The sequence below is a fragment of the Haliscomenobacter sp. genome, from assembly GCF_965225875.1.
Classification (GTDB): domain Bacteria; phylum Bacteroidota; class Bacteroidia; order Chitinophagales; family Saprospiraceae; genus Haliscomenobacter.
In genome coordinates, this window is record NZ_CBDDBS010000003.1 from 1 (window position 1) to 25,145 (window position 25,145).

17 protein-coding genes are annotated in these 25,145 nt (G+C 47.5%); 4 read left to right on the plus strand and 13 right to left on the minus strand.

The genetic code is table 11. The features are described from left to right. Positions 1–432: 432 nt before the first annotated feature. The gene (locus ACO08K_RS20505; protein ID WP_421798334.1) at positions 433–978 is read right to left on the minus strand and encodes a hypothetical protein; all 546 of its coding nucleotides are present in this window, start codon (positions 976–978) and stop codon (positions 433–435) included. Between the two features lie 149 nt (positions 979–1,127). On the opposite strand from ACO08K_RS20505, the gene ACO08K_RS20510 reads away from it, so the two are divergent. Then, complete coding sequence (locus tag ACO08K_RS20510) at positions 1,128–1,478, plus strand: HesB/IscA family protein (RefSeq protein ID WP_421798335.1); 351 nt, start codon at positions 1,128–1,130, stop codon at positions 1,476–1,478. A 135-nt stretch (positions 1,479–1,613) separates the two neighbouring features. Here ACO08K_RS20510 and ACO08K_RS20515 read toward each other — a convergent pair whose 3' ends face one another. From ACO08K_RS20515 to ACO08K_RS20525, 3 genes are all read right to left on the minus strand, one after another. Continuing rightward, positions 1,614–2,498: a hypothetical protein gene (locus ACO08K_RS20515; RefSeq protein WP_421798336.1), complete on the minus strand. Its 885-nt coding sequence runs from the start codon at positions 2,496–2,498 to the stop codon at positions 1,614–1,616. Between the two features lie 47 nt (positions 2,499–2,545). After that, a complete protein-coding gene (locus ACO08K_RS20520; RefSeq protein ID WP_421798337.1) occupies positions 2,546–2,983 on the minus strand; it encodes a MarR family winged helix-turn-helix transcriptional regulator in 438 nt (145 codons plus the stop codon). 68 nt (positions 2,984–3,051) lie between these two features. Beyond that, complete coding sequence (locus ACO08K_RS20525; RefSeq protein ID WP_421798338.1) at positions 3,052–4,317, minus strand: YeiH family protein; 1,266 nt, start codon at positions 4,315–4,317, stop codon at positions 3,052–3,054. Between the two features lie 254 nt (positions 4,318–4,571). On the opposite strand from ACO08K_RS20525, the gene ACO08K_RS20530 reads away from it, so the two are divergent. After that, positions 4,572–5,090, plus strand: a complete 519-nt coding sequence (locus tag ACO08K_RS20530; protein ID WP_421798339.1) for a hypothetical protein — start codon at positions 4,572–4,574, stop codon at positions 5,088–5,090. 236 nt (positions 5,091–5,326) lie between these two features. Here ACO08K_RS20530 and ACO08K_RS20535 read toward each other — a convergent pair whose 3' ends face one another. From ACO08K_RS20535 to ACO08K_RS20570, 8 genes are all read right to left on the minus strand, one after another. Next, positions 5,327–8,422: a VPS10 domain-containing protein gene (locus ACO08K_RS20535; protein ID WP_421798340.1), complete on the minus strand. Its 3,096-nt coding sequence runs from the start codon at positions 8,420–8,422 to the stop codon at positions 5,327–5,329. A gap of 113 nt (positions 8,423–8,535) precedes the next feature. Next, positions 8,536–9,888 carry a flavin monoamine oxidase family protein gene (locus ACO08K_RS20540; RefSeq protein ID WP_421798341.1) on the minus strand — a complete coding sequence of 451 codons (1,353 nt, stop codon included), beginning with the start codon at positions 9,886–9,888 and terminating at the stop codon, positions 8,536–8,538. Between the two features lie 35 nt (positions 9,889–9,923). Continuing rightward, a complete protein-coding gene (locus ACO08K_RS20545) occupies positions 9,924–10,373 on the minus strand; it encodes a nucleoside deaminase (RefSeq protein ID WP_421798342.1) in 450 nt (149 codons plus the stop codon). A gap of 257 nt (positions 10,374–10,630) precedes the next feature. Next, a complete protein-coding gene (locus tag ACO08K_RS20550) occupies positions 10,631–11,755 on the minus strand; it encodes an aminotransferase class I/II-fold pyridoxal phosphate-dependent enzyme (protein WP_421798343.1) in 1,125 nt (374 codons plus the stop codon). A 9-nt stretch (positions 11,756–11,764) separates the two neighbouring features. Then, entirely contained in the window at positions 11,765–15,031 is a 3,267-nt protein-coding gene (locus ACO08K_RS20555; protein ID WP_421798344.1) for a S41 family peptidase, read from the minus strand. A 125-nt stretch (positions 15,032–15,156) separates the two neighbouring features. Then, positions 15,157–16,125, minus strand: coding sequence for an alpha/beta hydrolase family esterase (locus ACO08K_RS20560; RefSeq protein WP_421798345.1), 969 nt, complete (start codon positions 16,123–16,125; stop codon positions 15,157–15,159). A gap of 166 nt (positions 16,126–16,291) precedes the next feature. Further along, entirely contained in the window at positions 16,292–17,188 is an 897-nt protein-coding gene (locus ACO08K_RS20565) for an alpha/beta fold hydrolase (RefSeq protein ID WP_421798346.1), read from the minus strand. A 144-nt stretch (positions 17,189–17,332) separates the two neighbouring features. After that, entirely contained in the window at positions 17,333–19,441 is a 2,109-nt protein-coding gene (locus ACO08K_RS20570) for a T9SS type A sorting domain-containing protein (RefSeq protein WP_421798347.1), read from the minus strand. Positions 19,442–19,764: 323 nt separating this feature from the next. On the opposite strand from ACO08K_RS20570, the gene tyrS reads away from it, so the two are divergent. Further along, positions 19,765–21,060 (plus strand): tyrosine--tRNA ligase, encoded by a 1,296-nt coding sequence (gene tyrS / locus ACO08K_RS20575; RefSeq protein WP_421798348.1) that lies wholly within the window; start codon positions 19,765–19,767, stop codon positions 21,058–21,060. A 243-nt stretch (positions 21,061–21,303) separates the two neighbouring features. Here tyrS and ACO08K_RS20580 read toward each other — a convergent pair whose 3' ends face one another. Beyond that, positions 21,304–22,941 (minus strand): aspartate:alanine exchanger family transporter, encoded by a 1,638-nt coding sequence (locus ACO08K_RS20580; RefSeq protein ID WP_421798349.1) that lies wholly within the window; start codon positions 22,939–22,941, stop codon positions 21,304–21,306. A 640-nt stretch (positions 22,942–23,581) separates the two neighbouring features. Here ACO08K_RS20580 and ACO08K_RS20585 point away from each other — a divergent pair. Continuing rightward, positions 23,582–25,081, plus strand: a complete 1,500-nt coding sequence (locus ACO08K_RS20585) for an MFS transporter (RefSeq protein ID WP_421798350.1) — start codon at positions 23,582–23,584, stop codon at positions 25,079–25,081. Positions 25,082–25,145 lie beyond the last annotated feature (64 nt).

Genomic DNA, 25,145 nt, shown 5'->3' on the forward strand with positions numbered 1-25,145 from the left:
CTTTGTTTGCAACTTCGTTGCCAAAGGAACCAGACGCAATTTGTAAAATGGCACTCGCTCGCTCTCGAAGATAGGGCTTGGGTGAACGTTTCAAGAGGCCTTCCAAGGCTTCTTTTTCCCCTTCGCTCAAGGTTAGATAGATTCTCATCTCTCCTCTTTTTGATGCTAAGTTACCAATATTTCAAAGATCGTTTTTTACGAAAAACTTCATAAGCCCAAAACTAGAGTTCGCTGCTTATCCACCAGCTAAAGCTGGAGGCAATTCATGCGCTTCGAACCTAAGATTGGAGAACGGTTATTTCAAAAAACTTCATAAGCCCAAATTCTAGCGATTCCTATACCCCCAGGCTGAAGCCAGGGGCAATTGATGTCCTCCGAGCAAAATGTCCAGTAATATGGGGCTACCTTAAAATTCGTCATTCGTCATTCATTTTATCCCAAAAAGCTAGCCACCTCGGTTTTCAGAGCTTGCAAAGCTTTTTCAGAAGCACCACCACCACGTTGGGACGAAATACTGATGATGTTGTCGTGCAATTGGCGTGCATCAGCTTTGTTGTCCAAACCTTCGGATGCATGGGCAATTACATTTAAGGTATCATCCCCAGCCATTTTGATGATTTGCCACAATTGTGGCGAGAGGTAAATTTGCTGGGTGACATTGTGCTCGTATTCCTGCCGAATGTTCAACATCAACGCCAATTTGTACTCGGCAACGTTTACGCCGTCAGGGCGAAGGCGCATCAGCAGGTTTTCGGGGGCAATGCGTTCGCAATAAAGGGCCATGCGTTCATAAGCTTGTAAACGTATGGTAAGCAGGTTATCATTGATGGGAAGTGCTGCTGGAGTTTGTTGAACGGGGAGGGGTAGTGCTGCCTTGGATTCAAAGTAACTTTTTAATAAATCTTTGAAAATGGCGTACACAATCAAGGCTGCAATGGCAAATTTCAAAACCTCAAGCAAAGCGGGCATCAAATCCATGGTGGTATTTTTTCTGATAAAAACGGATACAAAGGTAGCGGCTTCAAACGATTTTCCTGAAATTTTTCTTGTACACACAACCAAAAAAGCAATGCTGGTGTTTCAAAAATTGTATCTTTGCACGTAGATTCAATCTAAATAACTACAGCATGAGCGAAGTTTTGACTGAAGCAAAACCGATTACCCTAACCGCTGGCGCCGTTAAACAACTACAACGCATCAAAGCGGAACAAAATATTCCTGATCACTACGCCCTACGCATTGGCGTAAAAGGTGGAGGCTGCTCAGGTTTTTCCTATATGTTGGGATTCGATGAACCCAAAGACAACGATTCCACTTACGAGATCGCAGGCATCACCGTATTGATGCAAAAAAGCCACGCCATTTACCTGCTGGGAATGGAAATTGACTGGCTGGATGGTTTGCAAAACCGTGGCTTTGCCTTCAATAATCCAAATGCCAAGGAAACTTGTGGCTGTGGAACTTCGTTCTCGGCATAAGGGGAACACTAAGTATTTAAGCACAAAGGACACAAAGGCAGCACAAGGAACACAAAGTTAGACGTTGACGACGCTTTGCTTTGTGTTCCTTGTGCTGCCTTTGTGTCCTTTGTGCTTAAAAGTGTCGCTTTTGATTCATTCAGATTCATTGTGTCTTTTCAAAGCCTTCCCCAAAAGTACCCACCCCACCAAAAATCCCCAAACAAAAGTAGAACTCGCCGTTTCCAACAAATGTGGGTAGCGAATCTCTTCAGGCATATAAGGATTGGGCAGCAACAATTGTGCGCAATGTAAAACGCTGAACAATGCTCCTAGTATCAGCCCGCCTTGCAAGTGGCTTCCTCTAAAATAGAATAAAAAAGGCCAGGCCAAGAGAAACCACAAAAAGCCTCTTCCCACTTGAAGAAAATACAATCCATATTTAAAAAATCCTAAAAAACCTGCTGCAATGCCCTCGTTGCTGGCCGCACCTGTATAATAGTGACGAATGGACTGGAACTGCCAGGCAATAAAATAACCGGCCAACCAATAGAGCAGGGGATATACCGCCACAACCAGAAGCAAAACTTTAGCTACATTAAGATGGATCAAAGACCCATTTGAAGCTGCCTGAACTTGACCCTTTTGAGTAAATACCAACAGGGCTGAAAGCTGCAATGCAAACAAAAAACCACCCACCACCGTTTGTGCCATCTCTTTTGAGCTCATTCCAACGGCTGACTGAAATGCCCAGGCTTCAATTTGACTCATCACAAACTGGGTCCCAAACAACAAACTGAAAATTGTCAAAAACCGCTGAACTTTATTGCCCTCCACTGAGCGAATTGCCCAAAGTAATACCCCAGTTTCAAAGAGCAACATCACTAATAAAAGACCCAGTGTTTTACTGGGATCTTCTCCCGTATCAGGAAGCGGAGCTTTAAATAATGCCTGACTCAGGCCAAAACCCAGAATCCAGCACAGCATAGCACCGATGCTCATCAGTAGCCAGCGGCCTATCCTTGATAATAATGTTTTCATGTTTGCAAAATATTTAGTTGTATATGCAACTGTTGTGGTAAATTTTTTTAAACCTGTTTGAGCATTTGAGCCAGGGTATTGCAAGCCAATTGCACTTGCTCCGTTGGAATGTCCGCCAAAATTTCAAAATACAAGGCTCCTGAAATTTGGACCATTTCTTCTTGCTTCTGTTTGCCCAAGGCAGTAAGGGCTACCCTTTTGCTTCGTTTGTCCAGGGCATCATCAGCTCGTTCTAGCAGCAATTCTCTTTCCATAATGTGCAAAATGCGGGTGATGGTCGCCTTGTCGCGTCCCAGTGCTTCGGCAATTTCCTGCTGGGTCAAGCCATCCTGGTAGTAGAGTAGAGCGAGTACGCTGAATTGCTCGACGGTGACACCCACCTTGGCTTTACGAAATGCATGGGTAAGTCGCTTGTGGAAGCGATGGGTCAATTCACCAGCGAGGTACAAGGGGTTCTCAGAAAGGCTGTTTGGGTTTTGCAGCATAAATAGTTGTATATGCAACCAAAATTAAGGTATTGTTTTTGCAAATGCAAATCGTATTTTTACATTTTCTACCGAAACAAGAGATAAGCCAAAATCAGGGTAACTATAATGTTGAAGAATTGAGCGATCAAAAAGGCCCAAAACGGCTTCCTAAACCCATCCTTAAACAAGTCCGAAAACTTCGTTTCCAAACCAATACTCGTAAAAGCCAAACCAAACCACAAAGTTTGTATATTCTTTAAATGACCTTTTACTTCCTTGACCGTATCGGGCTCCAACAGGAAAGAAAAGACCATAGAGGCTACCAGAAAACCCAATACAAACTTGGGGAAACGATCCCAAATTACCTTAACAGTAGGCTTCTCAACTGCCATGCCTTCGGATTGTTTGCCCGTCAAAGTCCAGTACAAGCTGATGAAAAAGGCGGCAATACCCAGCAATACGTTTTGTGAAAACTTCACGATGGTACTTACCTCCAGCGCTTTTTCACCGACCATGGTGCCCGAAGCAACCACTGCACCCGAGGTGTCAATGGTACCGCCCAACCAGGCCCCGGTGATTTCTTGCGACAACTGCATGTAATTGGCCAACATCGGCATAAAAATCATCATGGGGATGGCTACAATGAGTACTACCGACACCACGAAGGACAGTTTCTTGCTGTCGCCATTGATGGCACCCGCCGTAGCAATAGCAGCTGACACTCCACAGATGGACACCGCACTCGACAACATAAAGGACATTTCTTCATCAATTTTCCAACGGCGGCACAACCAATATGAAAAGTACCATACGCTAAAAACCACTACCAGCGACTGGATCAAGCCCAGGGTACCGTTTTTGAGGATATCAGAAAAAATGACACTACAACCCAAAAGCACCAAACCGATTTTGACAAATAGTTCCGTAGTTAGTGCTGCACTGAACCAGGCTGGTAATTCAAAAACCTGCCGAATGATCAAGCCTAGGAGCAAACTAAAAATCACGGCCTCCAAATTGAGGGATTTGATAAAACCATTGCCCGCAAGGACTTGCGCAACCAGGGTCAGTAAAAATAAAAGTGGAAATCCCTTCAAAAATGCGCTCAACTTCCCGCCGGTCAGCAACACGCCAAGCATTCCTCCAACATAGACGAATAAAAACTGGGCAGCTATTTTGCCCAAATTGGCTCCCGAAAAAACTCCAGTGAACAATTCTGACCCAGTTTTCCAGCCATATTCTGGTGCGGGTAGAACAAACAAACCTATGGCCAGTGCTATAATGGTGAATCCGATGGCGACAGAGGCCCAATCTTCGTGGAGAATTACCCGTTTCGGAGCGCTAGAAACTTCCATTGAACTTTTTTTGTGAAGGATTGATAGATTACGATTTGACAGATAAAGCTTTGACAAATGCTAAGTTCAAAGCTAGTTTATTTTTTGAAGGCAGGAAATTAATGTAGAAAATATTTGGATCAGGCGCTTGATTTCCCACTTTGGGCAAAAAAAGCCCCAATCTGGCAGGTAAAAAACCTTATTGCTGCCGGAATGGGCCATAATTACCCTGGAACAACATTGGATGTGGTGTCATAAACCAAAAAGCACTACTTATGAAAAATTTACTTTTGGGATTGCTGGCAAGCATGGTGATTTGTGGCAATTTATCCGGGCAGACAGATGAAATCAATAAAAATAACTCCTGGCTGAAATTTGGTGTTAACCTTGGTGCCCCTACTGGTTCAATTTCCAACATTAGCAATTTTGTAGGCGGACTTGATCTAAAAGCCCAATTTATGGAAACCGACCACGTGGGGATTGGTTTTGGCTTAGGGTACAACCACTTTTTTGGCAAGGGCGTTTTAAATGATTTCGGCACCGTTCCACTCGGGGTATTTCTCCGTTTGTATCCCGACCGGGAAGGCTTTTTTGTAGGAGCGGATGCTGGTCACAGTTTTGTTACTGGCGCGGGTAACTCAGAAGGAGGCTTTTTTATCAAACCACAGTTGGGGTATCACAACTACGATTGGAACCTCTTCGCTTTTTACAATGAGGTATTCCGCAAGCCGCTCAATGGTGGGAATATCCCACATGTAGGGCTTGGAGCTACCTATAATATTCACTTCAAATAAGAGTGAATAGTGGTTTCTTCGAATGTTACCACTAAGGACAAAAATTAGCACAAAGAAAAAAAGAGGACACAAAGAATACAAAGTGAAGCGTCGTCAACGTCTAACTTTGTGTCCATTGTGTCCTCTTTTTTTTCTTTGTGCTTAAAAAATACCGCTTTGGTTAATTCCTGAAAAACAGGGGATTTAGTGTCGAAATTAAGACGATTTCCCCAGGTTTCCCCACTTTGAGCAACTGTTTATTTTTCAGCTTTATCCTTGATCTCCTTCAATTGCAAAGCGGTCAACTGCTTATTCAAGCCCGGTAGCGCTCCCGAAATGGTAGTCTCCAATTTACTTAGATGCCCCTCTAGTTCTTTGCTCAATTCTGCAAAAACCTTGTGAACACCCGCGGTTGGTTTGGCATCTCCAGATTCCAGGCTACGGCGCACTGCTGAGATGCGGTTGCCCAACTTGATTGGGAAGTTCAGGGGATCTTGCCCGCTCTGGTTTTTGGTTTGATACAAATCCTCCTCAATGACGGTGAGTTTGGCATTCAAATCCTTGGCAGCAGCTGTAAAATTGGCATCAGTCGTTTCCTTCATCCGCGCTTCCATTTGTTTGCGCAAGTTGCGGATGCGGATCACTGCTTCGTTGCCTGCACTTTCCTTGTCCCGAATTTTCATGGCTACCTCAAACTGCTCCTGCAAATCCGCTGCAGTGATGCCTTTCAGGTTCGGGTTCATCAGGATTTGGAAAGGGTAAGTCTGGCTGTAAGTGCCAGCGGTGAATTGCACCTGGTACTGACCCAATGGTGCTTTAGGCCCATTTTGTGGGCGTGCTCCCCAGAGGATCATACCTTCAAAGACAGTAGCCCCCGGGTAACGCAGGTTCCAGGAAAAAGTGTTGAGCCCGGCTTCAATACCCGGCTTTTGGCCAGTGCCAGGGCCTCCACCACTACCTCTTGGAGCATTGTCTCCTTTGAATGCCTGGATCAATTTCCCTTGCGCATCCAGGATTTCAATTTTCACAGAGTCCATTTTTTCCTGCAAGTAATATTGGAATACGGCAGGAGTTACTCCCCGCATGGCATCGGCTGGTTTGAACAATATTGCTGCCTGCTTGCGGTTCTCGGGCGTCAGTTGGCGGAAAGGATGGATGTCGTCCAGAATCCAGAATCCGCGTCCATGGGTACCCAGTACCACGTCATTGTCCTTAATCACCAAATCGCGAATGGGTGTATCAGGCAAGTTCAATTGCAAGGGTTGCCAGTGATCGCCAGCATCAAAGGATACATACACACCGTGCTCAGTGCCCAAAAACAATAGCCCTGGCCGCACATGATCTTCCCGTACCGCCCGGGCAAAGTGCCCATCGGCGATGCCGGTGACGATTTTGGTCCAGGTTTTGCCGAAGTCGCGGGTGCGGAACACGTAAGGCTGGCGGTCGTCTACCTGATAGCGGAAGGCGGCTACATAAGCGGTACCTGGCTGGTGTTTGGATTCGTCAATGATGGCCACAACGGAATTTTTGGGCAAATCCTTTGGTGTGATATCCTGCCAGGACTTACCTCCGTCGCGGGTGATGTGGATTTTGCCATCATCAGAACCAGCCCAAATGGTGCTGATGTCGTGGTTGGAAGGGGCCAGGGCAAATACGGTAGCGTAAATCTCTGGCCCATTCATGTCCTTGGTGATTTCACCACCAGTTGGCCCTAGGGTTTCCGGGTCGGCGTAGGTCAGGTCAGGACTGATTTTTTCCCAACTTTGCCCGTCATCTTTGGTGCGCCACACGTGCTGAGAGCAAGTGTAAAGCACGTTAGGATCTTTGGGTGAAAAAACGATGGGGTAAGTCCATTGCCAACGCTCAGGCAATGCACTGGCTGGTTCGCCAGAAAAAAAGCGAGGGTAGACTTGAATGTCCCGAACTTGCCCGTTGCTGCGGTCGTAGCGGGTGAGTAGTGCCCCTTGGCTACCCGCATAAAACAGATCTTTGTTGGTTGGGTGAGGTGCGATGTAACCACTTTCGCCTCCACCTACTTCATAATACCAGCCGTGATTGGGCCCTCCCCCTTGCATAAAATCCCAGCCGTCGCTGGGCATGGCCAGGGTACTGTTGTCCTGCTGCGCCCCGGTTACATGGTAGGGAATGTCGTTGGTAACGGCCACGTGGTAAAACTGGGTGGTACAATAGTCTTGTTCCGTCCAGCTTTCGCCCCCATTGACAGAAACTACACCTCCGCCGTCGTCGGAGATGATCATGCGCATGGGATTATTGGGGTCAATCCACAGGTCGTGATGGTCCCCGTGTTGGGTGTTGATTTGTTTGTCAAATTTGACCCCACCATCGGTGGATTTGAAAAAATCAACGTTGAGGCAATAAACGCCATCCTTATCAAATGGGTCGGCATAGATGCGGGAATAATAAAAGGCACGTTGGCGCAGTTTGCGTTCATCGTTGACCTTTTTCCAGGACCAGCCTGCATCGTCGGAGCGGTAAACGCCACCATCATTGGCTTCGACGATGGCCCAAAGGCGGTTGTTGTCTACGGGAGACACCGTAATGCCGATTTTGCCCAAGGTTCCTGTAGGCATACCCGGGTTGCGGCTCAGGTCAATCCAGGTATCGCCACCGTCGACCGATTTCCAGAGTTTGCAGTCGGGCCCGCCGCCCCACATTTTCCAGGTTTTGCGGTATACTTGCCAGGTTGTGGCATAAATGATTTTTGGGTTTTTGCGATCGATGATGAGGTCGGCTACCCCGGCTTTTGGACTGACGTAAAGGATCTTTTTCCAGGTATTGCCTCCGTCCATGGAGCGGAACAAGCCCCGTTCTTCATTGTCGCCATAGGGGTGGCCTAGTGCGCCCACGTACACGATGTCGGGATTGGTGGGGTGGACCCGAATGCGGGAAATGGCCTGGGTTTCTTTCAAACCCAAATGCCGCCAGTTTTTACCACCGTCGGTGGATTTGTAAACCCCGTCGCCCTGGGTGATGCTACCCCGCAACTGGGTTTCGCCGCCTCCAATGTACACCACATCGGGATTGGTTTCGGCTACGGCCACCGCGCCGATTGAGGAGCAAGTGATTTTTCCATCGGTAACAGGGGCCCATTCCTGGCCGCCATCGGTGGTTTTCCACAAACCGCCGCCTGTAGCGCCAAAATAGTACTCATTGGGTCGCCCGGGACTTCCGGTACAACCCAGGGAGCGCCCGCCACGTAGGGGGCCAATGTTGCGCCATTTGAATTTTTCGAAGTATTTGGCTTCGTAAGGATTGGAATACGTACTTGGATTTTGAGCCTGAAGGCTATTGCACAGCACCAGGACAAAAATCACCCACAACAGTTTTTTCATACTAAAATGGTTAGGATAGAGGTGAGTTTCAAAACTAGCAGGATTTTTTGGATTGGCAAAAAAGGGGAGGATTGTCTTTGTCGAATGTTTGCGGTATTTTTAATCATAAGGATTCACTGCAAATCAATGATATTACCCGCCTCCCTCAATCCACTCAAATAAGCACCGTGTACCGTTGAAAAATAATCAACTTCGGTGTGCTCGCCTGCAAAGAACAACTTGTCGTCCAAAGAAGCAGCCAAATCTTCAAAATGGCGCATTTCAGTGCCAACAGCGGTGAAAGAATAGGCACCGTAGGTGTTTTCGTTGCTGTTCCATTTGGTGCGCAAGAGATTGGTCGGATTGGGTATAGCGCTGCCGTACATGTCCTTCAAATGGGCCATGATGGCTTCCGTAACCTGTGCATCCGTCATGGTTTCGGTTTGCCTTCCGTAATCAGCATAAGCAAAGGTCATCAAGGCATTGCTGGCAGGATGAAACTTTTTGACATTTACGAAATAGTTGAATTTGTCGGTAGCTTCAGGCGTATAAGACAGGTATTGGACATCGTCCCAAAAGGCAGTTTGCCAGGTCAGCAAAAACTTGTTGACACAGCTCATTCCAATCTTCTGGATGGCGTTTTGTTTGGCGCTGGGCAAATTAGGCACAAATTGGATCACTCCTTTTTTTAATACACCCAGGGGTACGGTCAGGATCACGTAATCGGCGGTACTGGTTTGGCCATTGTGCGTTACCTGGACTTTGGTGCCAGTGTAATCAATCTTGGTAACCCGTTGATTCAGTTGTACACTCAGACCACGGGCTAAATAATTGGCGATGGTATCGTACCCATTGGTCGCTATTTTTTCAATGCCTTTGAATTCTTCACCTTCGTTGTAAAGCAAAGACGACAATTGATTCAGGTCTCCGGTATCGAAAGTAAGGTAAGTGGACAAAAAGAACCTCCAAAGGCGGTCTTTGGCCTGTGTGGGGTATTGGGCATTAAATACCGTTTGAAAACTTTGGGTGGCGCTGCCTTTTTTCATCAGGGTATCGAGCATGTCGTAGAATTCATCTTCCACTTGGTCATACACAGTAGTTTTGCGCAATACGCCGCCAACATCGTAGGACTTCCGACTCGAATCATCGGTATAAAAAGACTGCATTCCCGCCTTTTCGGCCAGATCTGTAATTGGATTTTTGGTGATGCCATGAATCCAACTCGCTCCCTCATCGAAGGCGATGCCCAGGCTTCGGTTGCTCCGCAATCGTCCACCCACTTTTTCTTGTGCTTCCAGAAGGGTTACAGTAAAGCCCTTGCTTTTGAGTTGTTGGGCAGCGGCCAGTCCTGCGATTCCCGCTCCAACCACAATTACCGTTTTATTGATGCTCGTTTCTTCCTTTTTGCAAGAGGAAAGAATGGACGGAGTTGTCCAGAGTACTGGTACAGTTTGTAGGGATTTTTTCAAAAACTTCCGGCGCTTCATTTTTTTACTTTCGATTTTAGCAAAACTTCGCAAAGTTAGAATAATGCTCGGCACTCCTCCTCCAAAATCCCTTCAATAATCTTCGGGGGCTCAGCCCATTTGCTGATGCTTTTGTCCAATAACAAGGGTAGCGCTGAGCTATAACCCCCAATTTCTCCCGTGCTTAATCCCACAATGATCAGTTGTATTTTATGGTGCCGGATGAGATAGGAGCACATGATACAAGGTTCGTGGGTGGTCACCAAAATACAGTCGGATAGGTCGGTTTTTCCTAAATTAGTCCGCGCATTGCGGATGGCTTCAATCTCAGCGTGAAAAGTGATGTCACGATGGGTCTTTCCACCTTCAATGCCTTCACCTACTATTTTTCCGTTTTGCACCAAAATGGAACCAACCGGGCTGTCTCCTCTGGCCTTGGCAATTTGGGCAAGTGCGAGGCATTTTCGCATGTAGGCTTCGTAGGCGGCTTGTTCCGCTTTACTCATGTCGGGAGTTATTTATTAGCTTGGAAACAATTGGTTATCAATAAGTTAAAAGCTTGGGGGCAACGACCAGCGGCAGAGCCGCCAAAACGTCTGTAGCATTTAGACCGTGCAATGCTTTTAAGGTGCAGAGCACCGAAACAAATGGCAACAGTTGCGGTACTACGTACCTTAAAATATATCTTCGTTCCTTGAGCTACAGACGTTTTGGCGGCTCTGCCGCTGGTCGTTGTGCCTAAGATTAACCAATTGCTTGGTAATCAAATCGCCTCAAGCCTATTGATGTATTGCTCTAAAATACCCAGAATTTCCGCAAAAGTTTCCCGTCCAAAACCAATTCGGGTATGTTTGCTGCCAAAGTCAAAGGTTTCTGAAGGCAAGATCATGATACCGGTTTCTTGAACCAATTTTTCCGCAAAGTCCATCGCTGTCTCCTTTATTTTCAACTCTACAAAAGCGGTTGAACCAGAGTTGGGCATTGGGAGTTCGAGGAAATGGGCATTCCTTGTGCAGAAGCTTTTGAAAAGCTCCAGGTTTTTGCTTATTTTCTGGATATTGGACTCGACGAATTTAGCTTGGTTGTTCAGTGCAATGGTTGCCAATACCTCACTTGGCGCATTGTTGCAAATGGACAGATAATCCTTAAAGGCTTCGACTTTGCTGAGGATCTCGGTATTGCGGCTGGTCAACCAACCCAATCTTAAGCCAGCCAGGCCAAAGGTTTTGGCCGTTCCCCACAAACTGATGGCGTTTTCATACAAATCACAAGCAGAACGGGTGTCGTTGCCGGGATCGTGGATGAGAAAACGATACATTTCATCCGAAAACAAGGCGATGCCATGTTTCCTGGCAATGCCGATGATGGCGTCCCAATCCTCAACACTTGGGGAATAGCCCGTTGGATTGTGTGGAAAATTGGTAATGATCAATTTCGTTTTGGCCGTGACCAGACTTTCCAATAGAGAAGGATCAAAATACCATTGCTTGTTCTGGTTTTCCGCTTTCCAAAAAACCAGCTTACACCCAATACTTATGGCCACTTGGTACAAAGATTGGTACATGGGTGACATACAAATCACCTCGTCACCTTTTTCTAGCAAGACATTCATCAATGCAAAATTGGCCTCACCGGGAGAACTAACCACTACATTGTCAACCGTAATGTGCTGATAATGCTGCGTGATGGCCTTCCTCAATGGCAGGCTACCCCGGGTTTCAGTATAGCCCAATTTTAAGGTCTCCCAGCTTTTTCGTTCTTCATCTGAGGCCAAATCGAGGACATACTGCATGGGGAACCCATCACAATCCGAACTCGATAAAAGGTACTTTGCCGTAAATTCATATTTGGCAAAGTACCTTTCGATAGAAAAATCTTTAATGTTCATCGTTTTCTGTCAATGCTTGGCAGGCGTGGAATAAGGAGGTACCGTCACCTTGATTGGCCCTTGTTGTTTGAGCAAATCCAGGACTTCTTTCACTGCCCTTTCCAATTGCAAATCACGCCCCTCCGCAGTAGATTTTGCGGTGATTTTTACCTCAATATCCGGGGCAACGCCTTCGTTTTCGGCAATCCAGCGCTTGGCATTGGGGTCAAAGATGCCATTGTCGGGAGCGGTTACCCGGCCACCATCGATCAAGGCATAATGCACCGAAGATTTTACCAATCCGCCCCAAGTGCGTACTCCGATGAGCGGCCCGGCTTGCTGGTGCCGGAAAACCCACGGAAAAAAGTCCCCGCCAGAGCCAGCCAATTCATTGATGAGTAGTGCTTTGGGGCCGAGGATGCCCGCTGGCAAACGACCTGGAGCGCCATTCGGCACTTCATTCGTATAAGCTGCCCGCAGTTTGCGGGTCATCAGGTCTACCATGTAGTCATCGAGCAAACCACCACCATTGAAGCGTTCATCAATGACCGCTCCTTCCTTGTCTTGCTGCGCAAAAAAGTACCGATTGAAGGAGACCAGACCTGGTTCACCTGTGTTCGGAATCCAGATGTAGGCCAGTTTCCCGCCGGATAGTTCATCTACCTTTCTGCGGTTGTCTTCCACCCAAGCGCGTTGCCGCAAGGCATTTTCGTTGGCGATGGGTTCGACAATCTCTTTCCAGGCCCCATCCATGGAGGGGCGGTCGTTGATTTGGAGGACGGTTTGCCGGCCAGCAGTGCCATCCAACCAGCGGTAGGGATCATCGGCAGCGGTGAGGGGTATCCCATCGACTCCCATTAGATAATGCCCTTCCTGCACCTTGAGGTTGGGGCGATCGAGTGGTGCACGGAGCCCCGGGTTCCAGCTTTCTGCCGTGTATATCCGTTTGATGCGCCAAAAACCATTCTCGGCAACCAAATCCGCACCTAGAAGTCCAACCCGAACGGTATCCACTGCCGGAAAATCGCCACCAGAGACAAAACTATGGCCAACCGACAACTCTCCATTCACCTGATCCAACACATAATTCAGGTCGCTGCGGTGCCGGATGTAGGGAATGAGCGGCGCATAACGGGCCTTGACCTGCTGCCAATCCCGCCCGTGCATATTCGGATCGTAGAAATAGTCGCGTTCGTAGCGCCAGGTTTCGTTGAACATTTGTTGCCACTCGGCCACCCGATCCAGTTGCATGCGCAAGGTAATGGCCAGGCCACCTTCGCCAGGGGTAGGGGCTTTGGCCGTGCCAACCACCCGCCAGGAACCACCCGATTGCAGGAGGATCTTTTCACCATCCGCGGACACGGAGAGCCTTTGCACGCCACGCGCAAACTCGCTGGCTTTTCGGTCTTCTATTGAAAATTTATGCAACAGCATGCCTGAAGAATTGGGTATCTCCTCACCGATGAACACGGAGCCTTTAGGTCCAGCCTGGACGGCACCGTAATTGCGTACCGGCATGGGCAAAGCGAGGATGCGGCGGTCGATTTTTTCCCAATCAATGCGTACCAATTCAACCGAATCTTTGCTGGGTTTTTTCTCCGGTTTTACTGCTTTTTTTTCAGCACCAGTGGTGTCAGGTTCTTCGTCACTTTTTAGGGGAAAAGGAGAAGGATCGTCCTTGCGCAAAACAACGACATAGGCACCGTAGGCCGGATTGGACTGGGTGGAGCTGGTATTGGCCCAACCCGAACCCAGCGCAACTTCGGTGCTCGCTAAAAAGTACAGGTAGCGACCCCCACGATCCCAGGCTGGTGCAAAACCATCGGCAAGGGGATCGGTCAGCGGGCGGCTGGTGCCAGTAGCCACCGACCACAGCATGATGCGCCGGAAATTGTTGGCTGCTGTTTTGGCATAGGCCAGCCATTTGGAATCAGGCGACCAATTGAGGCCCAGGGAGCCACGCTCAATGTTGAGCCCACCTATGTCGGCGGTAATGATTTTTCCAGATTCTACTTCCACTACCCGAATGCGCACATCGTCATCACAAAAAGCGATGCGTTTGCCATCGGGCGACCAAGTGGGTTCCCAGGCCATTTTTGATTCCCCAATCGAAATGCTGCGCGGAGCAGACAGGCCATCCTGATTGGCAATGAGCAGTGCATAACCCTCGCCACTGGCGTCTGAAAACCAGGCAACCCGATTGCCATCGGGCGACCAGATTGGTGCACGATCGGCCACCGCAGTGCTGCGCGTGAGGTTGCGGGCGTCGCCATTGGCCACGGGGACGGTGAAGATTTCGCCGCGGGCTTCCATGGCTACTCTTTTACCCGTTGGAGAAAGGGCCGCATTACTGACCCGTTTGTTGACGTTTTCCCAGCGGGTTTCCGCCCAGGGGAAATCGCCGCACACGGTGATCTCCAGTTGTTTAGGGCTTCCTGAGGAGGCGTCCAGGGTGTGTAGGTAGCCATCCCGTTCAAAAATCAGGGTGCCCTTATCACCCGAGAGCCACTTTACATTGCTACCCGTGAACTTGGTTTTTTGAACCAAAGCACCTGTACTGGGGGTGTAAGCCCAAATGTTGACAGTCCAGTCACGGTCTGACAAAAAGTAGATGGTATTGCCGAGCCACAAAGGTTGGGTATCGGTGCTGCGCTCACAAGGAATGGGTGTCTCACTCAGATCATCCAGATTCAGGATGGATAAGGATGTGTTTTGACCGCCGCGGTATTCGCGCCATTCTACGTCCCAGCGGCTCATGCGATCCACCACAATGCGGTTTTGATTGGGGGCATAGGAGCCATCAAAGCCCCAGGGCGCAGGGATTAGGGTAGAGGGGCCACCCTGAGTTGCAACGGTCCAAAGGCGGTTATATGCGCTGGGGGCGGTTTCGCGGGAAGAGGCGTAGAGTACCCGTTTTCCATCATTGGTCCAGCCTCGGGCAAAAGCAGCGGATGGATGCCAGGTCAGACGGGTAGGAGTGCCACCATCGATGGAGACGATGTACACTGAATTTGAGCCAGTACGATCAGAAGTAAAAGCGATCCAGCGACCGTCGGGAGAAAAGTGAGGGTCACTTTCTACCGCCGCGGTACTGGTCAAGCGGCGGGCTTCACCTCCCGTGCGGTCGGTTATCCATAGGTCGCCGCCATAAACAAAGGTTATGTGTTTTTCGCTAAGGCTGGGTTGGCGCAAGAGGCGGGTGCCCTGAGCATGACTATTGTTGAGGAAAAATCCGGCCAGTAGGAAACAAACTAGCCAGCGAAAATGCTTCAGGTGTCGAGGAAAAACAGGACTCATTTTGAACTTGGTTTTATGGTTTGGTGCATTGAAGGCCTACAAGTATAGGAATGGAACGATGAAATACCAAATTGTAGCTTGGCTTTGTTGCATTTCACCCCAATCCTCAACGCGCCTCCATAAAACTAAGGCAAGCTGAATTGTTTGAACCAGGCCCAATGGAAAACGGCAGCTTTCATTGGGTGGTTAATCCCATTCGGGTATTCATGTTCTAATCCTTTAACTTCAACCATTTTAAAGACATGGTCTGCTCGACCGGACAAGCCTTGGTAATCTGCAACTACCACAGAATTTGGGTCGCCACTAGTGGTATAACTGGATTCCTTGAGTTTAAACGTATTGATATAGGGTTTAGGCTGGACTGCATAGAGGTAGGGATAATCTTTGTACAATTGGGTAAAGCCCATCGGTACCGCGCTCCCTGCCGGTAACCCCACTCCTTTGATCATTTTTCCGTCCATATTGCCAAAAAACAACATCGTTGGCAGCAAACGCACTGGGGTATAAACAGAATCTCGGGGCAAGGCGCCACCACCTCCACAGGATATCGCTGCGGCAATGAGGTCGGAAAGTTTAACGGCGCAGGTCGCGCTGAACTGGCCACCACTGGAAAACCCTACGGTGTAAATGCGTTTGGCGTCTACTTTGAATTTGGCACCCAAATCGGCAAACATGGCCCGCATAAATTTGAGGTCATCTTTGAGTACCGCATTGGGGCAAAAATCGGCCCCGCCGGGCAATGAATTCCATTTGCTGATGGTCTGAGTGACTCCATCTTCTGTAACGCAATAGACTAGTGCAGAGGGGTAAACCGTAAGAATGTTTTCGGATTCGCCCACTTCCTTCCAGCCTGAAATGTTGTAAAACTGTTCTCCACTTTGGTTGCTTCCGTGAAACATGATGACGACCGGAGTGGCACTCGTTCCGGTGTAGCCCTTCGGAACGTGGACATAATATTCACGTTCTACACCATCCGCAATAAGGGTGAAGCGGTTTTTTCCGGTTTTGAAGCTTTGGGTAGAGGTTCCCTCTTCTTTTTGGCAGGAAAATAGCAGGGACAGGCTTAGCATTAAAAGAAAACTAGACAATTTCATGATTTGTAGCATTTTAGGTGAATGCTACAAATATGCAGGGGCTTGGCCCCAATGGTGTAGAACCAGAGGGTGATTTTGGGCTTAAACCAAAAGGAAGAATTTGAAAATGAGTAAAACGAGATCTATACTACAGTTTTGGGATTACGTTTTTCCTAAATCGCAGGGGTCAGCTAAAAATAAAGTTGTTCAAAATTGTATTAAACTCAGCGTAATTCTCCATCCAGGCAAAGTGAGAGCTTTTGGCATTTGTAAAGAGATGAATTTGACTTTTTTTATAAAACTGTTGTTGAAAAAATACCGATTGGTAAGGAACTACACTGTTTTGTCCACAAAATAAATAGGTTGGAATGTCGATTTGGTGGTTGAGTAATTTGTAAATCCAATTGTTGGTTTGGTTTGAAAACAGGATTTGGGCCGTAGATGTCAAACTATACCGGTTGACTTTTTCGAAAATCAAGTCAATGATACCTGGCTGTTCTGTATGAAATTCATCTGAAAACTGGAGCTTGATTTGTTCTTCCCTAAACTGCTGAGAAAAATAATCCCCCTTGATCAGTTTGTTGTACGCATCGAATAAACCATTTAAAGGTACGATGGAGCCATAGTCAAGGTTTTGATCAGGAGTGTTAGTGGGATTTTGCAGCAAAACCGTCATCTCGTCGATTAAGACAAATTTTGAAATCCTGCTTTGCCCGTAAATCAACATGTATTGCCACCATATGGCTACACCAATAGAATGGCCCATCGCGATGAAATTCCCAATTTTACAATGGTTGATGAATTCCTGTAAATCAACAGCACACCTGTCTACAGAATTTCCATAAGTAGAATTTGTTTGATACCCACGGACGATAAAGATGTACACATTGTAATATCGCTTGATCAATGCATTGGTCAAAAGCAATGGTGAACATACATCGGGCGACATGTTCCATGCCAAAGTTATGACAACTGATCCCTTAGGCTCAGTTGCGGGTTGATGGTGATAAAAAAGGGTTGCGTTGTCGGAGCTGGTGAATTCGGAGAGTACTAAACTGCTCCAGGGGAACGCATTTTCTGCCATGATGGTAATAATTTTAAATACCATCAAATATAATAATCTCCCTTCATTTTGAGAGATGAAAGGCACCCATCAGCATCGTTTTTATTGTCAGTTTTTAACAATGAAAACCAATAGGCCTTTCATCTCTCATTTTACAATTCTCTCTTAAAACCTCAACATCTTCTTTGTTTCTCTACCACTCGCCGTCTGTAACGTGTAGTAGAACAAACCTTTCACATTTCCCAGAGCTTGTGCATCAAGTGAAATTTGATGACTGCCTTCCGCCAAAACAGCGGACTGTTTATGGATCAATTTGCCTTGTAGGTCCCAAACGGTAAGGGTGATCGGGCCAGTTGCGGGAAGCGAAAAGTTGATGAGGGTCTCTTCGTGGAAGGGGTTGGGCTGGTTTTGTTCCAGTGTCAAACCACTTCTCAGTTGTTGATCAGCACTGAGATTCAAACCACTCAAGTTCGCCAACTGGCCATCTTCCTGGAATTGACTGGCGGTAGGGACATAACTTCCATCCAGGTCACCCAATTTGATGGCTACGAAGTCGGCAATCACCCCGGTTTCCAACTTGTTGATGGCCACTGAATCGGGATATTTACCGGGCTTCAAGGAGCGGGGCACGGTGTATCGGGCATCAACAAAACGCCAGCAATTGCCCTGAGGGAAAGAGTCCCGTTGGAAAATGATTTGCCTCAATTTGGCAAAGTCTTCGGTGTTGATTTCTCCATTTTGGTCGATGTCAGCGGCCAGGATTTGGTAAGGGCTGAACTTGTCCAGTTTGTTTTGCAACATCTCCAACATGACGTTTAAGTCGCGGGTGTTTACCCCGTTGGCGTCGCCTGCCTTCATTTTGGGACGAACCACGTAACTTTCACCTTCAGGCAACTCTTTGAAGCGGTAAAAGCCGTCCTTGTCCGTTTTGGTTTGATAGGCTGCTATATCCTGGACTGCATCCAGCGGAATATTGCGCATCCGGGTTCCCTGTGCCGTAGCAATCGTACCCGTGATACCAGGTAAAACTGGGCAAATCCCCCGATTGTCCTGTACCAAAAGGTAAGTAACACAATAGCCATGGTTGCCCAGGTTGTCCCAGGCGTGCAATTCGATGTCTACTTTTTGACCCGCCTCAGCACAAGTGAAAGTCAATGAAGTGCTGTCGATATGAGCCTTTTGGCCGACTCGATTGATGGAATAACGCGTGATTTTTTTCAAACCATTCTTATCCACCTCGGGTCCTTGACCATTGCAATCGTACGCCGGGCTGGCTACATAATCGCTGGCCCACACCGTATTCATCGCTTCTCCGAGCCCGTCGGGCATGAGTGCCATAGCCAAACCTTGCTTGCAGGTTGGAGCAGGGGCACTACAATCGCGCACTTCAAAGGGTATGCGGGTCGGCAAGGATAAGTTACCGCACTGATCCCGTACCACCACAATCAGATCGTGTTTGCCTTCAGGCAGGTTGGCGATTTTGATGGTGAAAGTCCCGTTTTTATTGTCTTTTGTGCTCCATCGGGTGTCGAAATTGACAGGCATCCGCATGTTGCTAAGGCTTTGGAATGGGGCGATCATGATGGACGGGATTTCCAGACTTACCGTTTCGGAGCAGTTGTCACTCGCTCCAAAAGTCACTTCGATGGCGCCTTTGCAGGTGTTCAAATCCGTCTGGAATTTTGGCAAAACGGGTACCGTAACCACTGGCCGAACGTCGTCATACACCTTGATCACCTGGGTGTACATAAAAGCGCGGTAGTGAAAGCCGCCATTGTCCAGGCAGATGGGGCTAAGTTCAATTTTGCGGTCGTCGGATGAGATCACCCGGTCGTGGCTGAGGTAAGCGGTATTGTTGCGCACCAACACACAAACTCCTTCGCCATAAACCCCGTCAAAATCTGGGGCATCCCGATCAATGACTACGGGATTGGACATGGGGTCGAGTTGGCACCTTTCATTGTACAACTCCCAGTTCATTACGGTATAGGTCCGGAAAATCTTGTAGCAGGCGTCCGCATCAGTGCGGTAAATTTTGTCGGTTATATTGACGGCCAGTTTGTCGTCGCCTAATTCAATCATTTGTACACCAGGAATATTGCTAGGCGTCTTGCAGGTATTGCTGGATACATCCGCCGGGAAACAAATGTCGTAGTTGTGTACTTTAGGGGGCGGCATTTTGGGCCACCAGCCCGGCATGTAGCCACCTTGGGCGTTTAATAAGGATAGTTGGCCCAGGCAGAGTGCCAAAAACAGGTAATACTTAAAGTTCATGGTTCTCCGTCTACGCAATGACGGTTGGGTCGAATTGAGCATAACTCGATTGGGTTACTGATTAATTAAATAGCCTGATACCGGGCGGGAGGATGTATAAACCTGAAGGAAATGAGGGACAAAAACGGAACACATTCAGCTCAGGGAACCCACGAATTTATTGGTAGGTTATCAGCTACAATACATGACATAAAATTCAGCATTGTGGTTGGAAAAACCCAGCTAAATTTTTCGCAATATACAAGGTTTTTTTGATTCAGGGCACAATTCTTTTGCACACTATGCGACTAGCGTCTATTTTTGCGCCGATTTAATCCAACACGATGAAGAACTTTTTGGAAGAACTGGAATGGCGCGGCATGCTGCATTCCAAAATTGACGGGATAGAAGAGAAACTAAATACCGGAAAAGTGGTCGGCTACATTGGCTTTGACCCCACGGCACCCTCGATAACCATTGGCAACTATGTGCAAATCATGTTGCTCAAGTTGTTTCAACTCAGCGGTCACCAACCGATCGTATTGATGGGTGGTGCAACCGGGCGCATTGGTGACCCTTCGGGCAAAGACAAAGAGCGTGAGCTCAAAACCACCGACGAGCTGGACAACAACCTGGCCCATCAAACCACCCAGTTCAGAGGTTTGTTGAACTTTGATGAGGGCGAAAATGCCGCCATCCTGGTCAATAACCTGGATTTTTACAAAGACATGAACGTGTTGGATTTTTTGCGCGTAGTGGGTAAAACCCTGACGGTGAACTACATGTTGCAGAAAGATTCCGTACAGAACCGCCTGGAAGGGGGGATTTCTTTCACTGAGTTCAGCTACCAATTGCTGCAAGGTTACGATTACCAGTGTTTGTTCAATCAATATGGTTGTATCCTGCAAATGGGCGGCTCCGATCAGTGGGGCAACATCACTTCGGGTACGGAATTCATTCGTCGGAACTTGGGAGAGAAGGCTTATGCCATCACCACCCCTTTGTTGACCAAGGCGGATGGCACCAAGTTTGGTAAATCTACTGCGGGTAATATTTGGCTGGATGCCAAAATGACCTCACCCTATAAGTTTTACCAGTTTTGGATCAATGCGGATGATGCGGATATTCCCAAGTTTACGCGTTATTTCACCCTTCATTCCAAGGAAGAGATTGAGGCGCGCGAGCAAGAATTTGCCAGTGACCCACGCGAACTCAAGCGCTTGTTGGCCGAGGAGTTGACCAAACGTATCCATGGCGAAGCTGCGTACCAGAGTGTACTCAAAGTATCCGAATTGTTGTTTGGTCGCAATGCGGATCGGGAGATGCTGTTGAGCTTGAGTGGGGAGGAACTGGAAACAGTGGCGAACGAAATTCCTACTTTTCAGGTGAAAAAGGAGTTGTTTGAAGAAGGGATCAATATTGCAGACCTCCTGGCGCAACATACGCAGATTTTGGCTTCTAAAAGTGAGGTGCGCAAGGCGATTCAGAATAATGCCATTACGGTGAACAAGGAAAAAATTACTACGCATGAAGCGGTGGTTTCTGCCGAAGCCTTATTGCATGGGCAATATGTGATGGTGGAGAACGGCAGGAAGAATAAATTTATTCTAGTAGCGGCAGAGGAAGCCAACGCATTATGATGATCAATCTTAATCGAACCTCGAAGAGGTGACATGATTATAGAATTTAGGATTGCGTCTATTATTCAAAGAGAAACCCCGGAGGGGGTGGCATTATTTCAACTTCAGATAATGCCACCCCTCCGGGGTTTCTCTTTGAATAATACCCTGGGATACAATTCTATAATCATGTCACCCCTTCGGGGTTTTGCTTTGGAAAACTTTCCGGGATACAATGCTATAATCATATCACCCCTTCGGGGTTTATTTCAATAAGAGGTACAACAACTGTGCATACACAATCTTCACCACAATCGACATCGGCGTCATCAAGGAATACCCTACATTTGGCAACTTATTCTTACTCCGGCGAATGTTGAAATCCAGGATCGCCGGGTGATTGGAAACCAGCCCAATCAAAATGCTGAAGGGTATTTTCAAAATTTTATACCCCACCAATAAAGTAGCACATACCGTAAGAATACTGATCAGCGCACTGCTGGTAAACACCCACAGGCCAATTCCTCCGCCCGTAATGGTTTTGACAAATTGGTGCCCTGAGTTGACGCCCACTCCGGCGAGCAGAAAAATCAAACCGATTTGGCGCAAAATTAAGTTAGCACTATAAGGCAAAGACCAGTTGATCGGTCCACTGCGGCGCAAACCGCCCAAAATCAGCCCAACAATAATCGGTCCTCCGGCGAAACCCAATTTAAAGTCAATGCCTCCGGGCAACTGGAAAGTTACCATTCCCAAAATCATCCCCATCGCCATCCCCAAGCCAAAGGACAACAAATCGATTTGGCTCAGTTCTTCGTAGGAATCGCCAAAAAACTTGGCGATCTCCGCCATGTCTTTTCTTCTGCCGATTACCCGCACCCGATCACCCAATTCCAGCACGGTGTCTGCATTGGCCATCATGTCGACATCGCCTCGGCGTACTCGTGAGATCAGCACGGCGTATTTCTCACTCAAATTCAGGGCTGCAAGTTTTAGGCCAGCTACTTTGGAGTTGGATACAAACATTCGGCGGGTTTCGTATTCGGTTTGGTCGAAGGAGAGCTGATGGGGGAGGATGGTACCAATTTCCTGGGCTACCTGTTCTACTTCTTCCCGGTCTCCAACCAGAGCTACTTTGTCGCCTAGCTGAAATTCGGTGTCCCAAGAACTGAGGTGCATGCGGTCACCTCTTTCGTAGCGCCCGAATAAAACGGTCCAGGTCCTTTCTTGACGCAAATCGCGGATGGATTTGTTGATGACCTCTTCGTGATTGACTTCAACGGTGAGCGTGAGGATGTCCTGGCGCACCGGGTAATCCTTGCGGAGTTCCCGTTCCTCTTTTGGAAAATCAATTTTGAGCAATTTTTGCATCAAAATAACCGCCAGCATGGGGCCTAAAATTCCCATAGGGTAGGAGAGAGAATAGCCAATGACGCTGTTTTCGGCATCCAGCTTACTGATGTTTTCATCCAGTCCCATGTTGCGAATCAAATCCAATAAACCCGCCAGAGCAGGCGTGTTGGTGGTGCTACCAACAAACAAACCCGCTGTAATGCTGCCTTCAAATCCAAGCAAATAATGCAGCCCAACCGCCACACTTGCCGAAAAACTGAGCATCACAAAAACAAAGATCAGGTCTTGCCAACCCCTGCGTTTGAAGGTGCTGAAAAAACTGGGCCCGCTGCCCAAACCCACTGTATAGACAAAGATGGATAGCCCCAGAAAAGTAATGATTTCGGGAATGCGCAGGTCTGGGCTGAAACTGCCAATGAACAAACCCACAAACAATACGGCAGCCACGCCCAAACTATTGCCTTTAATGCTGATGCTCCCCACCCCGTAGCCTAAGCCGGCGACAATGAAAAGCAAAAGAATCGGATTTTCGGTTAATGCCTCGACCATATTGATTGTATTTTGTGCACGAAAAGTACAACTTCGATGAGAAATGTAGAGGATAAAAAAGATCATGGGACTGCATTACAATTGTCAGTGCAATCACAAGTGTTAACACCAGCCAAATTATAATTGGTGGAAAGGGGGTAGAACAAAAAAATCACCCTTTAGCTAAAATTTTTAGTAAAATTTTGTGAGTATTCATAAATTGCCCTATATTGCCCTCAGATTTAAGGTTTCCTTAACAAAGTTGTTAATTTTATTAACGACTTACAACTTGCTTTTTAGATCCTTCATAATAACAGTCGGGTGATTTCTTACAAGAGCGGAGCAGTGGTGCTTGCGCTCTTTTTTTTTATGCCCAGGCATAAAAAACCCACGGCTAAAGCCATGGGTTGGTTTTTTGGAGTGGCCTCCCACGGATAAATCCATGGGTTGGCGATGGGCTTGGAGGAATGAAAAACGGCCCTATCAAACCTTCATTCGACAAGGGCAGCCACATAGGACTGCCCCAACACTTCTTTATTCTCTCCGAACTATTTTTTTCTTTCGGAAAAAAATAAATATCATTACAAAAATTTTTTGAACTACTTAGATTAGCAAATAACGCTTGTTTGGGAAACGCCAGCAGGTGTTCAAAACGATTACTGTGAAGAACAAACCGGATCTTTCTTTTTGGCAAATCTGGAACATGAGTTTCGGGTTTTTGGGCATCCAATATGGCTTTGGTTTACAACAAGCCAACATGAGTCCAATTTATCGCTATTTGGGTGCTGAGGAAAGCAGCATTCCAGGACTTTGGCTGGCTGGGCCGCTCACGGGGCTGTTGTTGCAACCGATCATAGGTACTTTGTCCGACCGGAGTTGGTCGAATACCTGGGGGCGACGCCGTCCTTACATCTTTATTGGCGCCATAGTAGGTAGTATTGCCATGATTTTGATGCCCAACTCTAAATCAGTTTTTATGGCAGCTTGCCTGATGTGGTTGCTGGATGCAGGGTTGAATTCCTCAATGGAGCCATTCCGGGCCTTTGTAGGTGATTTGTTGAATTCAAAACAACGCCCAACCGGGTTTGCGGTACAATCTTTTATGGTCGGTTTTGGCCAAACCTTATCCAACTTAATGCCACTTATTTTGCCGATCATTGGCATGTCCATGGCAATCGGTGGCGACTTTAGCAATGGCATTCCAGATTCGGTACGTATTCCATTTTACATTGGAGCAGCTGCTATTTTGCTGACGGTATTTTGGACAATGTATACCACCAAGGAATATCCACCTGAGAATGAAGACTATAAAATCAAGCCAACTTTTAGTGATGAACAAAAGAAAAGTATCTCCTTTTGGCATTTGGCACTCACCATCGGTGCTGCCTTGATTGGTGGCATGTTTGCCATCCGTTTGGGTGGGCTCACCAACGGACTGATCTGGGCTGGAGGGATAGCAGTAGGTTTGTATTTGATTTTGATGTTGCCAGTGTTTAAAGAAATTTTGGCTTCGCTGTCAGAAATGCCAGTGGTCATGCGCCAATTGTGGTGGGTGAAATTTTTTACCTGGTACGGCCTGCCTCTGATGTGGCAATATCTATCTCTTGCTGCCGCAAAATATGCTTTTAACGCCCCAAGTCCTGCTGCTAACCCTGAAGGATTTGAAGCTGGGAAAAACTGGGGTAGCTTGTGTTTTGCCATGTTCAGCATCTCCTGCTTTGTGATTTCGATCTTTTTGCCTGCCATCGCCAAACGGATGGGGAGCCGTAGAGCAACCCACGCCTTGTTTTTGACAATCGGGGCACTGGGCTTCTTCAGCGTGATCCTGAGCAATGACAAATGGATTTATTTCACAGGAATGACTTTGATCGGCCTGGCTTGGGGTTCTATAATGTCCATGCCTTATTTGATGTTGGCCAACGCTGTTTCCTCTTCCCGGATGGGGGTCTACATGGGGATCTTTAACGGGTTCATTTGTGTGCCACAATTCATCGGTATGTTGACCGTTCCGCTGTATTACAAACCATTGTTGGGCGATGATCCCCGCAATGCTTTGATTTTGGCCGGATTTTGTATGCTTTGCGCTGCTGCCTCCTGTTTCCTGGTGAAGGAAATTAAAGGAAATGACGAAGCGCCCGCACAAATGTCGGCGGGGCATTAGAAGGTAAAAAAACGTAGTAAAAATGGGGTTCGGAGCGCTTGCTGCGAGCCCCATTTGTATTAAA